At 61.6% G+C, this 14,032-nt stretch carries 9 protein-coding genes and 1 pseudogene; 9 read left to right on the forward strand and 1 reads right to left on the reverse strand.

Annotated features, from left to right (window positions below):
- Window positions 1-57 precede the first annotated feature (57 nt).
- The 8 genes and pseudogenes from OH764_RS01780 (at window position 58) to OH764_RS01815 (ending at window position 11,469) form a co-directional block, all read left to right on the forward strand.
- A complete protein-coding gene (locus OH764_RS01780; RefSeq protein WP_498847813.1) occupies window positions 58-1,545 on the forward strand; it encodes an MFS transporter in 1,488 nt (495 codons plus the stop codon).
- 286 nt (window positions 1,546-1,831) lie between these two features.
- Entirely contained in the window at window positions 1,832-2,554 is a 723-nt protein-coding gene (locus OH764_RS01785) for a response regulator transcription factor (RefSeq protein WP_498847814.1), read from the forward strand.
- A gap of 138 nt (window positions 2,555-2,692) precedes the next feature.
- On the forward strand, window positions 2,693-3,382 hold the full coding sequence (locus OH764_RS01790; RefSeq protein ID WP_498847815.1) for a response regulator transcription factor: 690 nt from the start codon (window positions 2,693-2,695) through the stop codon (window positions 3,380-3,382).
- A gap of 110 nt (window positions 3,383-3,492) precedes the next feature.
- Window positions 3,493-4,137, forward strand: a complete 645-nt coding sequence (locus OH764_RS01795; protein WP_498848853.1) for a response regulator transcription factor — start codon at window positions 3,493-3,495, stop codon at window positions 4,135-4,137.
- 238 nt (window positions 4,138-4,375) lie between these two features.
- Window positions 4,376-5,122, forward strand: coding sequence for an MIP/aquaporin family protein (gene aqpZ, locus OH764_RS01800; protein WP_498847816.1), 747 nt, complete (start codon window positions 4,376-4,378; stop codon window positions 5,120-5,122).
- A gap of 53 nt (window positions 5,123-5,175) precedes the next feature.
- A pseudogene (locus OH764_RS01805) lies at window positions 5,176-9,590 on the forward strand (transporter substrate-binding domain-containing protein).
- Between the two features lie 350 nt (window positions 9,591-9,940).
- Window positions 9,941-10,375, forward strand: coding sequence for a CHRD domain-containing protein (locus OH764_RS01810; RefSeq protein ID WP_498847817.1), 435 nt, complete (start codon window positions 9,941-9,943; stop codon window positions 10,373-10,375).
- Between the two features lie 131 nt (window positions 10,376-10,506).
- Window positions 10,507-11,469, forward strand: a complete 963-nt coding sequence (locus OH764_RS01815) for an alpha/beta hydrolase (protein WP_498847818.1) — start codon at window positions 10,507-10,509, stop codon at window positions 11,467-11,469.
- Here the strand turns inward: OH764_RS01815 and OH764_RS01820 are convergent.
- Entirely contained in the window at window positions 11,439-12,281 is an 843-nt protein-coding gene (locus OH764_RS01820; protein ID WP_498847819.1) for an EcsC family protein, read from the reverse strand. The genes OH764_RS01815 and OH764_RS01820 overlap by 31 nt on opposite strands.
- A 138-nt stretch (window positions 12,282-12,419) precedes the next feature.
- On the opposite strand from OH764_RS01820, the gene OH764_RS01825 reads away from it, so the two are divergent.
- Complete coding sequence (locus OH764_RS01825) at window positions 12,420-14,015, forward strand: MDR family MFS transporter (protein WP_498847820.1); 1,596 nt, start codon at window positions 12,420-12,422, stop codon at window positions 14,013-14,015.
- Window positions 14,016-14,032: the final 17 nt, after the last annotated feature.

Here is a 14,032-nt window from a genome sequence, read left to right on the forward strand (position 1 = left end):
GCTTTTCCGATGGAAGGCGCCGCCGTAGGATACCTCCGAATTCATTGCGGAGGAAACATGGAAAACGCACTACGGGCAGGCGCCGGGATAAAGGGCGGCTTGGGGGCGAGCCACCGGTGGAAGGTATTGGGCGTGGGCTTTGCCGCCAACGCGAGCTTTTCGGCAGCATTCTCGGGTATTCCGACCACGGCGGTTTACTTGCGCGCGGGTTATCACCTCGGCAATGAAGGGCTCGGGCTTGTGCTGGGCATGCTCGGCCTGGGCATCGCGGTGAGTGAATTGCCGTGGGGGCTCTTGACCGACAGGTGGGGCGACCGTCGCGTGTTGCTGCTGGGTCTGCTGTCCACCGCCGCGGCGCTGGCCGGCCTCGCGTTGTTCGCAGCACCGTCCGGGTCGCATGTGCCTCGCGTGACGACGCTTGCCCTCGGCCTGTTGCTCGTCGGTTTGCTCGGCGGCAGCGTCAACGGTTCGAGCGGCCGCGCGGTAATGGCGTGGTTTCGCGAGGGCGAGCGCGGACTGGCCATGAGCATTCGCCAGACGGCTGTCCCGACAGGTGGCGGACTCGGCGCGCTGTTGCTGCCGGCGCTTGCAACGAGATTCGGTTTCGTCAGTGTGTATGCGTTGCTGGCGCTGAGTTGCGCGATAACCGCGGGGTTGGCATGGCGCTGGTTGCAGGAGCCGACGCATGTCGAGAATGGCGATGTGCGCGCGGCGTATGTCTGCGGCGGGCATGGGGCGAATGGTGCGGGCGCTGTGGGCAGTGTGGGTGGTGCGTATGGTGTGAACGGCGCGAATGGTGTGAACGGTGTGAGCGGTGTGAGCGGCGCAAACGGTACGAGCGGTGCAAGCAGCGTAAACGGCGCAAGCGGCATGAGCAGTGCAAACGATATAAACGGCGCGCGTGCCCGTAGTCGCTCGCCGCTGCGCGACGCCCGCATCTGGCGCGTGGCACTCGGCGCGGGTGCGCTTTGCGTGCCGCAACTCGCCGTGATCACGTTCGGAACCGTATTCCTCCACGACTTCGGACGCGCCGCCGTGTTGACAATCAGCGTCGCGATGGCCGCGGTGCAGGCAGGCGCTGCCATCGCCCGTATCTGGAGCGGCCGGTGGACGGATCAGCGCGGCAATCGCCGGGCATACATGCGCGGCTGCAGTCTGCTGACGGCGGTGCTGTTCGCTGCGCTCACTCTCATGAGCGGTGTCGCCGGCATGCAGCACACCCCAACGACAATGATGACGATGTTTCTCGTGCCGATCATCGTGCTTGGCGGGGTGTGTGCGTCCGCCTGGCACGGCGTCGCCTTCACCGAACTCGCGATGCTCGCCGGAACGAGCCGCGCCGGCACTGCGCTGGCGCTCGGCAATACCTGCGTTTTCCTCTCGCTTTTCCTGACGCCGCTCGCGATTCCGTCGCTGCTATCGCTCGGGTCATGGCCGATGGTGTGGGCGGTGGCAAGTTTCTGCGCGTTGATCGCGGTGCCGGTTTTTCCGCGCGCACTGCGTGAGGTCACCACACGCGCGCCGCGCGCCTGTGACACGGCTTGACGATTGCCGGCGAGCGCGATGCAGTCTTTGCACGAGTTTTATCGAAATGCCGCGCGGGCAAGGTTAATTCAGACGTGATTTCCCCGCGAACCTTGCCGCGCCGATTTTCTCAATTTATTCATTTTGAATAATTGGGGGCTTTTTGTTGTCCGTGCACCGTATTTGCCGGTGAATTCAACACTTGATTCGGAACACTCCGATTTTCGTTTCGCGCACCGCGATGATTTTATGGTCGCGTCGACGCGCGATGATTAAAAACGATTGCGCGTCGACGCAGGTGCGGAGCATGTCGACTTGTCCTGCGTATCTGACGACTATTCCTACAACAAACGAGATCAATCTAGTGAACCTCCGAATCATTCTCGCGGATGATCATCCATTCGTTCTGCTTGGCGTTAGAGCTATGCTCGAAACCAGAGCCGGTGTCGCCATCGTCGGCCAGGCCGTCAGCCCGACGTCGTTAATCAAACTGCTGCGGCGCACGCCATGTGACGTGCTGATTACCGACCTGTCGATGCCTGATCCCGGCGCCGCCTTGGAAGACGAACTGAGCCTGATCCGACAGATCCACGCTGAGTGGCCGCGACTGCGCATCGTCGTGATGTCGACGACGACCAATTCTGCGTTGCTCCGGGTACTCGCATCGGAGCGCGCCGTGAGCTTGCTCGGCAAAACTGAATCCATGCACGAGTTGTGGCGTGCGATCGAGCAGCATGAAAGCAGTGAGCCATACATCGGCAACTCAATCGCCGCACTTCTCGCAACGCCGCCCGAAGCTGGGTGCGAACGGCCGCTCGCGCTCCCTCTGTCGGTAATGCAGAAGACGGTCGTCAGGATGTTCGTCGACGGACGTTCTATTGCTGAAATTGCGGCCACTCTCGGATGTCATCGCCGCACCGTTAGTCGGCAAAAGCGTGAAGCAATGGTAAAACTTGGCGTTACTAATGATCCTGGTTTATTCTCGTGCGTTCGAGCTGGTGAAATTCTTAAATTTGAATCGCATATCTAAGTAAATTAATTGGCCGAGTTATTGAAGTTATTTCGGAGCGATCTTATGTTTAACGCCGCCACAATGTCTGATGATGGGGCAGGGCCGGTTTGGAGTGAGATGGTGATAGGGAGTCAGGATATGGAGGAGAGATAGACGATGGGCGACACCGCTGAAATAAGCACGCCGGTCCGGGCGATCATCGCGGACGATCATCCGCTCGTCCTGTTTGCAATCGAGAACTTGATGGGCGGTTACCAGAATATGGAGGTGGTCGGCCGCGCGACCGATGCAACCGATCTCTTTGCCGAGGTCGACCGAACCGGTTGTGACCTGGTGCTCATGGACCTCTACATGCCAGGCGGCGCAGATGGCAGTGGGATCGACGCGGTGCGGCAGTTCAGGAGCCGCTACCCCGACGTGGCCCTCGTCGTGCTCACCATGGAGACCGAGGCAACAGCGCTGCAAAGCGTGATCTCGCTCGGCGTTCACGCGCTTATCAGTAAGCGTGACCGCATCGACCTGATTCACGTGGCGATCATCACCGCGCTCGCGGGCGAATGCTATCTCGGGCCCGCCGTGCGCGCAGTCATTGCGGACGCCACGGCAATGCAACGGCTCGACTTCGTTCGTTCGGTGTTGTCGCGGCGCGAGCTTGAAGTGTTCACGCAGTACGCGTCGGGATTCGGCGTCACTGAAATTGCCGGGCGGCTGGGGCGCAGTGTGAAGACAATTAGTGCGCAAAAGTGCACCGCCATGCGCAAGCTGGCGTTGCACAGCGACGCTGAGCTATTTCGCTTTGCGGTTGAGCACGGCGTGGTAACCGAGGCCCGCGTCGAAGGGCGCTGAAGAACACACGAGGTCGCGCCGGGCCGGCGTGACAAACATAAGATGTGTTGGTGTTGTCCGGGGAAGTACATCTTGTACTGGACATGCCAATCGATAAGACAACAAAAAATATGAAAGACAAGATCCGCGTCATCGTGGCGGACGACCACGACTGCGTTCGCGCCGGCGTGAGGAGGTTGTTGCACGCCACGCCGCATATCGAAGTTGTTGGCGAGGCCTGCAACACGCATGACCTTGCCGAACTGCTCGACGTCTGCGAATGCGACATCGTCATCTCCGACATTGGCATGCCGGGTCTGGACGGAGCGAGCAACGCTGTTCCTTTCCTACGAAGGGTATTGAGAGGACATGCGCATCCCGCTGTCGTTGTGCTCACCATGATTTGTCATGCGCATATGCTGTCGGGGCTGCTGCATGTTGGCGTCAGCGCGATAGTTGATAAACGCGACACGACGGCTGCATTGATCGACGCAATCCAGGCAGCGTTGACAGGAGGGGTGTATCTGTCGGAGCACGTGCGCATTGCGATGGAAACGACTGACACTCCGCCGCAACTGCGCGCCAGCGTTTTGAGTGCGCGCGAATGGGAGATATTCCAGCTTTATGTGCAGGGTGTCGCGGTACACGAAATCGCGAAACGGTTGCAGCGCAGCGGTAAGACAATCAGCACTCAGAAGCGTACCGCAATGCGCAAGCTAGGCCTCGAAACGGAGTCCGATCTTATTGTCTACGCACGGCAGATTGGCTTGATTTAACACTCGGTAACGCTGCGCATATATACCGGCAACTCACGGTCCCGAAATTAGGACTCTTCTGATTGGTCGGGAGACCTTGCCACTCCATAGTTCTGAATTAGCTTCGGCTTTTGCTGACGTTGGCCTCTTTAGAACAGTTATGTCTTGAGACGGCGCCGCTCAAAGCTGGGGAAGTTCAGGCAGATGTTCGCGGAAATTGCATAGCGCCATGCGCTTTGTATAGCGACGGGGAGGCGGCATGGCCGTGCTAGGTAAGCGGTTGTTGGTCGAGAGCGTGGGTACGGCATGGCTGGTGTTCATCGGCTGCGGCAGCATCGTATTGAATACCGGCGCCGTTCAGCAAGGCTACGGCGTGCTCGAGGTATCACTCGCGTTCGGTCTCGCGCTTGCCACCGCGAGCTACTGGTTTGGCGACACGTCGGGCGCTCACTTCAATCCCGCTGTCACGGTAGGTTTCACTGCCGCACAACGATTCCCGGTCAAAGACCTGTTGCCCTACATTGCCGCGCAGATTGTTGGTGGAGTCGTCGCCGGAGCACTGCTTGTTTATGTGGCGAGCGGCCGGCCGGGCTTCGAGATCGGTGCGAGCGAATTCGCGGCTAATGGCTTTGGCGATCACTCTCCTTCCGACTATCAGTTGCACTCGGCGTTGGCCATTGAGTTCGTGCTGTCGTTTGCATTCGTGATGGCGAGCCTTCTCGTAGCCGCACGGTACGAGACGAAGCCGGGCGGACCAATGGTCGTCGGCGGATGCCTCGCGCTCGTCTACCTCGTGTCGATTCCGGTCACGAACGGTTCGGTCAACCCGGCCCGTTCCACGGCGCAAGCGCTGTTCGTGGGTGACTGGGCGCTCGACCAATTGTGGCTATTCTGGGCGGCGCCTATGTCCGGCGGCGTCGTCGCCGGCTTCGTGTTCTCGTTCCTCAGTGGCAGGTCCGACCAGGCCGCGGGCGCGCTCGCCGATGGCCACAGCGAAGCCGCGTGAGTTGTGCCGTGACGTTTTTCTCATTCCTTGTCACACGTTTCCAACGCGCTGCGATAGCGCGCGTGCGGCGGCGCGTGTCGGCGTGCGTGCTGGCAGGGCTCTCTTTATTGGCCGCGACTCAAGTGGCGGCTGCCGGCCGCGCTTTCGTGGAGTCCGGTTCCAGCCGGGTCGTTAGTGCCTTCCCAGAGAAGTTGACCGTCGGCGTACTTGCGGATAGCTGGTTGCCATTCGACGCGCTGCAAAACGGGCAACTCACAGGACTGAGCGTCGACTATCTGCGTGCACTGGTTGGGCCGGGTGTTGCGATCGAGGCAAAGCCATATCCCGACATGCTGCAGCTACTTGCCGCCGCCTGCGCGGGCAACGTCGATCTGTTGATGAGTCTCGCGCGCACGCCGGAGCGGGAGCGCTGTGTCAGTTTCACCGCGCCGTATTTTCGAGCGTCCACCTCAACGGTTGTACGCAGGGACGGCGACATTTACGAAGGACCGGCGCGTCTTGCGGGCGCGTCCATTGCCATAGAGAAAGGCTTTGCGCTTGAGCGGTCGTTGCGCGAGCGCTTCCCGCGCGCCCGCATCAGCGTGTTCACATCGACGCACGCGGCGCTCGCTGCCGTCGCCGATGGCGACGCGGACGCATACATGGGTTTCACACCAGTCGTCGAATATGCGCTTGCGACAGAAGAGTTCCACAATCTGCGCGTCGCCTTCGAGGAAAGCACTCGCTCCGCTGAACTGCGCTTTGGCGTGCCGCGGAGTCAGGTGGCCTTGCGTGACCGGCTGGACCGCGCATTAGCCTCGATGAACCAGACCGACGACACGGCGATTCGGGTCCGCTGGCTCTCAGGCAATTTCGATGCAAAGCCGGAGCCCGCCACATCCCGTCTCGAACTGACGCAGCAGGAGCAGGCGTGGCTTCGTTCGCTTCCGCCGTTGCAGGTGGGCTTCGACAGCAACTGGCCGCCTTTCAGCTATGTCGATGCATCGGGCCGTCCTGCCGGCGTGACCGCCGACTACCTCGCGTACCTGAGCCGCACGCTGGGTGTCGTGTTCAACCGCGCGCGGCAGCCCGACTGGCCGTCCGCTATCGACGCGTTCCAGCGCGGTGAACTGGCGATTCTCACCACGGGCTCGAGTAACGACCCGCGTCTCCAGAAGGCACGTCATACCCATGCGTACGAAAGTTATCCGCTGGTAATGGTGGGCCGCGACGACGAGCCGGCCGCCCGCTCACTCAACGATTTCGCCGCGCGGCGCGTCGTGGTGTCCTCTCACGTTGCCGGGGTCGACCCGCTCGCATTCCAGGGCATTCCGAAAGACCACCTCGCAACTGCGCCAAGCCTTGACGACGCGCTGCGCATGGTCGCTTCCGGCGAAGCAGATGTCGTCGTGGAAAACGTGGCAGCCGTCGACATTGTGCTCAAGCGGCAATACACCGGCGTGCTGAAGGTAGTCGGCACAGTGGGCAAATCCGACGCCCTCGACTTCGCTGTGCGTCCGGACCTGGGTCTGCTCGCCGAACTGATCGACCGCGCGTTGTTAGCAATGCCGCCAGCGGAAAAGCAGCGCATCCGGCAGAAATGGGTGACCGGCGACACGCCGGAAGGCGGTACATGGAGCGTTTCCGCAGTGCGTCTGCTGCCTGTGCTGATCGGCATCGCCTCGGTACTGCTCGTTACATTGCGCGCCTATCTGCTTTTGCAACGCGAAGTCAGGCGCCGCAAGGAGACCGAGCGCGAGCTCGCGCTGCAGCTGAATTTCCAGGAAACGATGATGAAGATGGTGCTCTATCCACTCGTCGCCCAGGATCTGCAAGGCCGCTACATCGCAGTCAATGGCGCGTATGAGCGAGCGTGCGGGCTAAGCCGCGAGGCGGTTATCGGACGCAGCACGATGGAGGTTCACACATGGGGCGAGGCCAACAGCCGGGTACTCGCCGATATGACCCGTGACCTGCTGCGAGGCGGCGACATGGCCCAGGTCGAGCTGCAGTTCGAGTCCCGTGCCGGAGATGTGCGTCACGGTCTTTTCTGGACGAGCATCTGTCGCGGCAACGACGGGGAGCCGGTTTGCGTACTCGGCACCATGGTCGACATCACCAACATACGGCGTGCGGAGATGCGCGCGCGACACCGAGCGGAGGCTCTTCGACGTCACGCGCTCGTTGCCGGCCGTGGTGTTCCAACTGCGCCGCACGTCAGACGGTGCTTATTCGTTTCCTTAGATCGGTGGGGACGCGAAGCTCTTGCTCGGACACGGCAGCGGGCTGGCGGGCAGCCGCGATCATGCCGACTTCGACCGTATCCACGAGCAAGACCGTCCGCTCGTCATTGCGGAACTCGAACGCTCGGCTCGTCTTGAATCGCCGGTGCTGATCGAATTCCGCATGCGCTGCCATTCGAACGTCAAGTGGGCGCGAGCGGAACTGGTGCCGCGTCGCGAAGCGGACGCAAGCGTCGTTTGGAGCGGCTACTGGGTCGACGCGAGCATCGAGCATGCGCGCGCCGAAGAACTTGCCCGCGCGCGAGATGCGGCTGAAGCGACGTCGCGCGCGAAAGACGACTTCTTCGCAATGATGAGTCACGAAATCCGCACTCCTATGAACGGTGTACTCGGGCTTGTGGAAGTGCTCGAGCGCACGCCGCTCAACGCGGATCAGGGCGAAATGCTCGGCATGATCCACGAGTCGGCGGGCGCGTTGCTGCAAATTCTCGACGACTTGCTCGATTACTCGAAAATCGACGCGGGACGGTTGACCATCGAAGCAGAGCCTATCGACTTGCGCGAACTGGTCGACAACGCCGTCGGCTTGCTAGCGGGCCGCGCGCATGAGAAGGGCCTGAAAGTTAGGGTGAATATTGCATCGGACGTGGCGGCCACGCTGCAGGGCGACAGTGTGAGATTTCGTCAGGTCCTGTTCAATCTGCTCGGCAACGCGATCAAATTCACTCCCGAAGGTCAAGTAGACGTGAGCGTGGCGGTGCTCGCGCAAAAGGGCGATGTTCAGACAATCGAGATGGTCGTCGAGGACGCCGGCATCGGCATAGCGGCGGACGTGCAGGCGAAATTGTTCGAACCGTTCGTCCAGGCGGAGTCGTCCACCACGCGTCGCTTCGGCGGCACGGGCCTTGGCCTCACCATCTGCCGCAAATTGATCGAACTGATGAACGGATCGCTCACGCTCGACAGCGAACTGAACCGCGGCACGCGCATGACGGTGCGGCTCAGCATGGCCGTCGAAACGCAGCATTACTCGGTGAGCGGTTTGCGCGGCAAGCGTTGTCTCGTGGCGACTATCGACGCGCGAGTCGGTCAGGCTCTCGTCGACTTCGGAAAAGCGCTGGGATTAGAGCTGCGTCGGGTTCCGGCCGACTTTGCGCAGTTGCGTTGCCGCGCCGCGCTAAGCGGCGTGCATGTGCTCTTCGTGAGCGAGGACGTGGTGCTGCCCGCCAACGTCACAGGCAAGCTCCGTGTGATATCCCTCACCGAAAAGCCGAAGCCTACGGGCTACCGCATTCTCGAAGACAACGTTCGCCTGAGCATCAATCCGATATCGTGGCGCGGACTCGGTGCTGCGTGTGCTGCGGCCATGACGGGCCTTCAGTCCGCACCGGCGCCGTCGGTCGGCGTGCCGCGCACGCATGAAAACATCACCGCGCCGCCGGACCGGGAGCGGGCGATCGCGAGTGGCCGCCTGATTCTCGTCGCTGAAGATCATCCGGTAAATCAGGAACTCATTCGCCATCAACTGGCGCTGCTCGGTTTCGCGTGCGACGTCGCGAACGACGGTGCCGAAGCGCTAGCCGCGCTCGAACACACCAGTTACGGATGTCTGATCACGGACTGCCATATGCCCAACGTATCTGGCTATGAACTGACGCGGCGTATCCGGGAACGTGAGCGCGAGCAAGGCCGCTCAGACCGTCTGCCGAGCCAACACGGCGCCTGAAGATCTGAGCCTTTGCCGCGAGGTAGGCATGGACGACAACCTCGTCAAGCCGACGCGCCTCGCAACGTTGCGTGAATATCTGAGCCGCTGGTTCGGCATTGACAGCGCACGGCAGACAACACCGGCGGATAGCGCTGATATCGAGGAGGCGACAGACTCGTCGGCGGCGGGCGCCCCGGCCTTCGTTCCGGTCGACCTGAATCAGATGACGCAATTATGGGGTAGTGAATCGACAGTCAAGGCGTTGCTCGATTCGTTCGTTTCTTCAGTGCGCGAAGACATTCAGGCACTGTCGTTGTTGCTGGAAGACGCGGACACTGTGCGCGTGCGCGAGTGGCTTCACCGGGTAGCGGGCGCAGCGAGCGTACTGCAATACCCGCCGCTCATTAGCGTGCTTGACGAATATCGTCGCGATATCTCGGACGGACCCGAGCGCGTGCGCTATAACGGACTCGCGGTGATCGACAAATGCAACGCGATGCTTGACGGCATCGAACACCAGGCGGCATTGCTCGCCTGAGCGCGGCCATTAGCTGGATCAACGCCCAAAGCAGCGTTGCTCGCCCGCACCGCAATCGACGGACGAAAAAAAACGCGGCCGAAGCCGCGTTAAAGATTTGGAGACATCCCTCGATGAAGGAGTCACTTCTCGCGAGCCCAAAGCATACTCGGGAAAACGCGGATGATTCAGTGCAGAATCTGCAAATAATTGTTTGGAAATTCGTTACAAGCGAAATCAACGGCGTGATTTAGGCGCGCAGACGGGCGCGTCGTCCGCCATGAACGCCTTTCGAAGATTTGCACTAGTATGTGATGGCTTCGCGCGTGGCCGAGGTGTCGGCGCGGCGGCACATCTAGTCGGAGAAGACCATGATCACGCTAAAAAAACTCAACCTGGCTGTGGTGTTGTGGGCCGTAACGGCGGGTGTCGCGTTTGCGGACACGGTCGCGCTAAAAGCGGCTCTCGAACCTTCAAGCGAAGTGCCGCCGCGTGTCAGTCACGGGCATGGCACGCTGAACGCAACGTTCGATACGTCGACGAAATCCCTGCAATGGACCGTCAGCTATGAAGGCCTCAGCGGCCCAGTAACTGCCGCGCATTTTCACGGCCCGGCGCCGGTCGGACAAAATGCAAAGGTCCAGGTGCCGATCGACAAAGGCGCGCTCGCAAGTCCAATGAAAGGGGCTGCCGCCCTCACCGAGCAGCAGGTAACCGATTTGCTGGCGGGCCAGTGGTACTTCAACATTCATACCGCGCAAAACCCGACGGGCGAAATTCGTGGGCAAGTGATGCCCGCCAACTAGGTAAGAAAATCCCTGAAGCGGCGCGTCGCTAACGCGGCGCCGCGGCCTTCAACAAAATTAGAAGCCGCCGTCCACCGGCATGGCGGCCACGCACGTACCATGGTGGGACATTTTCCAGGGAGGATGTCCCAATGAGTTGGCAAAGCGTAGTCGCGTGCTGGTTTTTGCGCAGGCAGTTTCGCCCTCAAACCCTGAAGCCGCATATCGATGTCGAGAAAGCGCGCGCATTGACCGCGAAGCGAGCGTGGTCGCCAAACGTGCCGCGTGGCTGGCGTCTTCGGGAGCTGGACGGCGCGGACAGCAAACCGCTGCGTGGCGAATGGATCGAGCGCTCCGGCGAGCCCTCGATTGGCGCGCGACCCACGGTGCTGTATTTCCACGGCGGTGGCTATTACTTCTGCTCGTCGCGCACTCATCGCTCGATTGTCTTCGGCCTCGCAACCCGCGCGAACGCGCCGGTCTTTTCCCTCGACTACCGCCTCGCGCCTGAACATCGCTTTCCAGCGGCACTCGACGATGCGACTGCCGCCTACCGTTACCTGATTGCCGAAGGCACGGCACCCGAATCGATTGTGATTGCCGGCGATTCAGCAGGCGGCGGTCTTGCGCTCGCTACGCTGGTCGCGCTGCGCGACGCGGGCGATCCAATGCCCGCAGGCGCCGTGCTGTTCTCGCCGTGGACCGACCTCGCGGCAACGGGCGCCAGCATTGTCGACAACGACGGCGCCGATCCCATGTTCAGCGGACCGGCAATTGCGAAAGCAGCGAAAGTCTATCTGGGCGATATGCCTGCCACGCATCCGTATGCGTCGCCGGTTTATGCGGACCTGCGCGGCTTGCCGCCGCTCTTCATGATGGCGGGCAGCACCGAGGTGCTGCTCGACGATTCGCGGCGCGTGGCCGCTAACGCGCGCGCGGCCGGCGTCGATTGTGAACTCGAGGTGTGGAAGAAGATGCCGCATGTGTGGCCCATCTTCGCGCCGTTCATCCCCGAGGGGAACCGTGCGCTCGATCGCGCAGCGGCCTTCGTTGGGCGTGTGACGAGCCGCGCGGCCAATGCGGCTCAGGCATCCAGGGCGACGTCGATAGTCTGATAGGCGGCCTTTACTGTCTGCTCGCCGTATTGCCGTTCGAGCCGCCGCACGGTGAAATGGCCATGCGCGACCTGCTGGAAGTGGTCGATAAACACAGTGTTGACCATCGCGCCGAGCACGGCGCCGATCGCCGGAATCGACTTCGCGGCGATCTGTTCGCTGACCTGCACCGAGAAGCGCGCGGCGATCGAGTGCAGCAGGCGCACCAAGGCGGCCGAACCGTGTGCGGTGAATCCTTTCGTTGCCATTTCCGACGACGCTTTCGACACCGCCTGCGCCAGCGCGCCGCGCATGATGAAGTAGCCGAAGTCGGCGTCGTCGTCCGAGGCGGATGTGCCCCCCATGCCCAACACGGTCAGACACTGCAGCTGGGTGTCGACAGCCGTCAGATCCTCGCCCTCGCTGCGCGCTATATCGCAGATCGAGCGAAACATCAGCGTGGTGGTCACGGGCAATTCGACGGGCAGCGCAAAGAGGCCGAACGCGCCGCCGGCTGCGCCCGTCGTGGCCACTGCGAACTTGTGCAGCAAGTTGCTCGGTTTGTCCGGCACAACCAAAGGCGACGCGCTGTCGCGCCGGCCGAGCGTGCGCATCGCAATCGACAGACACTTGCGCAACGCCAGTTCGGTCGCGTCCGTGACCTTTTCGTTTGCAAACGCGGGCATGCGCGAAATCAGCTTCTCTAGCGGCGCCCCGACGATGCTTGCCAGCTTCATTGCCAGCGCAGGACTTTCCAACTTGTGTTTCGCGCGTCGCAGCGCGCGGAGGTCCTCGTCGGACAACGATTGTGTTGCGAGCGAACTCGGCTGCATGTGCCTCCCTGGCGTCGTTTATGTGCGTTCTTCAGGTCAATCGGGGCACCGCGTCGCGCGCCGGACCGTCCTGCTTAGAGCGCGAACGCATGGTATGATTCCCAATCGTTTGACGAGTCAACTGTTGCTCCATCAAAAATGGCCGTGCACACCGCAGCCCACCATTCGAGTGGGCAAGTCTTACCGTTCCGGGAATCGCTTCTCGCGATGCTCGGCATCTCGTTCGTCACCATGCTGGTCGCGCTCGACCAGACCGTGGTCGGCACCGCGCTGCCTACGATCGTCGCCGAACTCAAGGGTTTCGAGCTTTATGCGTGGGTCGCGACGTCGTATCTGCTCACGTCGGTGATCACCGTGCCGATTTTCGGGCGCCTCGGCGACTATTACGGACGCAAGCCCTTCGTGATCGCGTCGATCATCGTGTTCACCGGCGCGTCCGTGTTGTGTGGCGTCGCGAACAACATGCTGTTTCTCGTTCTCGCCCGCGGCTTGCAGGGCATCGGCGGCGGCATGCTGGTCGGCACAGCCTTCGCGTGTATTGCCGATCTTTTTCCGGACTCCGTCGTGCGTCTGCGCTGGCAGGTGCTGATGAGTTCGGCATTCGGCATTGCCAATGCTATCGGTCCATCGCTTGGCGGCTTCCTGACGCAGTACTACGGCTGGCGCTCCGTCTTCTACGTGAATCTGCCGGTCGGCCTGCTGTCGCTGTTCTTCGTGTGGCGCTTTCTGCCGCATCTGCGACATGTGGAGCATGAAGGCAAGATGCGGCTCGACTGGCCCGGCGCCGTGCTGATCGCGGTGGCGCTCGGCTCGCTGCAACTGTTCGTCGAATTGCTGCCGAAGCATGGGTTCACATTGAGCGCATGCGCGTTGCTCGTGCTGAGCATCGCCTCGGCGTATGCACTGTGGCAATGGGAGAAGCGCTGCCCAACGGCAATCCTTCCCGTCGACATGTTCCGCAATCCGAGTCTCGCCGCGCTATTTACGCTGGCGGTGCTCGGTGGCTTCACGATGTTCTCGCTGCTCTTCTACGCGCCGCTGCTGTTCCAGGGCGGCTTTGGCATGTCGCCGAAGGAGGCGGGCCTCGTCATCACGCCACTCGTCGTGTTCATCACGATCGGCAGCATTACCAACGGGCGCGTCATTTCGCGCGTGCGCAATCCGAATCTGATGCTGTATGTCGGCTTCGCGCTGCTCGCGCTCGCGTGTCTGGGCGTGGTCGTCGCAACCCGTTCCATGCCGCAGTGGCTACTCATGTCGTTCATGGTGCTCGGCGGGCTCGGCCTCGGTTTCGTGATGCCGAACCTGACGATCTTCGCGCAGCAGACGGCCGGTCGCGAGCATCTCGGCATCGCAACCGCGCTGCTGCAATCGCTGCGGATGATCGGCGGCATGATCGGCACGGCGCTCACCGGAACGCTCGTCAGTCATATGTACGCGAGCGGCGTGCGCAGCGCGCTTGACAGCGAGCGCGCATCGCAATGGTTCTCAGACCTGGGCGATCCACAGATTCTGATCAATCACGAAGCACAGGCACGCTTGCTCAGCGAGCTCGCACAAGCCGGGCACAACGGTGCCATGCTTCTGGAGAGCGCGCGCGAAACGCTCGTCGCCGCAATTCATTTAGGTTTGGCGATGGCGGCCATCATCGCCGTGGTGTCGGTATGGCAAAGCCGCCGTGTTCCGCCGATCAAGCTTCAGCGCAAACTGGAGCCGGTGATTCACGCCGACTGATTTCAGCTTTTGAGTTT

Origin of the sequence: Burkholderia sp. M6-3 (assembly GCF_050858985.1) — a bacterium.
Taxonomy (GTDB): domain Bacteria; phylum Pseudomonadota; class Gammaproteobacteria; order Burkholderiales; family Burkholderiaceae; genus Paraburkholderia; species Paraburkholderia caledonica.

Bases quoted from the DNA above. Each gene is read 5' to 3' on its own strand.
- OH764_RS01780 (WP_498847813.1), top strand. From the start codon at position 58: ATGGAAAACGCACTACGGGCAGGCGCCGGGATAAAGGGCGGCTTGGGG.
- OH764_RS01785 (WP_498847814.1), top strand. From the start codon at position 1,832: ATGTCGACTTGTCCTGCGTATCTGACGACTATTCCTACAACAAACGAG.
- OH764_RS01790 (WP_498847815.1), top strand. From the start codon at position 2,693: ATGGGCGACACCGCTGAAATAAGCACGCCGGTCCGGGCGATCATCGCG.
- OH764_RS01795 (WP_498848853.1), top strand. From the start codon at position 3,493: ATGAAAGACAAGATCCGCGTCATCGTGGCGGACGACCACGACTGCGTT.
- aqpZ (WP_498847816.1), top strand. From the start codon at position 4,376: ATGGCCGTGCTAGGTAAGCGGTTGTTGGTCGAGAGCGTGGGTACGGCA.
- OH764_RS01810 (WP_498847817.1), top strand. From the start codon at position 9,941: ATGATCACGCTAAAAAAACTCAACCTGGCTGTGGTGTTGTGGGCCGTA.
- OH764_RS01815 (WP_498847818.1), top strand. From the start codon at position 10,507: ATGAGTTGGCAAAGCGTAGTCGCGTGCTGGTTTTTGCGCAGGCAGTTT.
- OH764_RS01820 (WP_498847819.1), bottom strand. From the start codon at position 12,281: ATGCAGCCGAGTTCGCTCGCAACACAATCGTTGTCCGACGAGGACCTC.
- OH764_RS01825 (WP_498847820.1), top strand. From the start codon at position 12,420: ATGGCCGTGCACACCGCAGCCCACCATTCGAGTGGGCAAGTCTTACCG.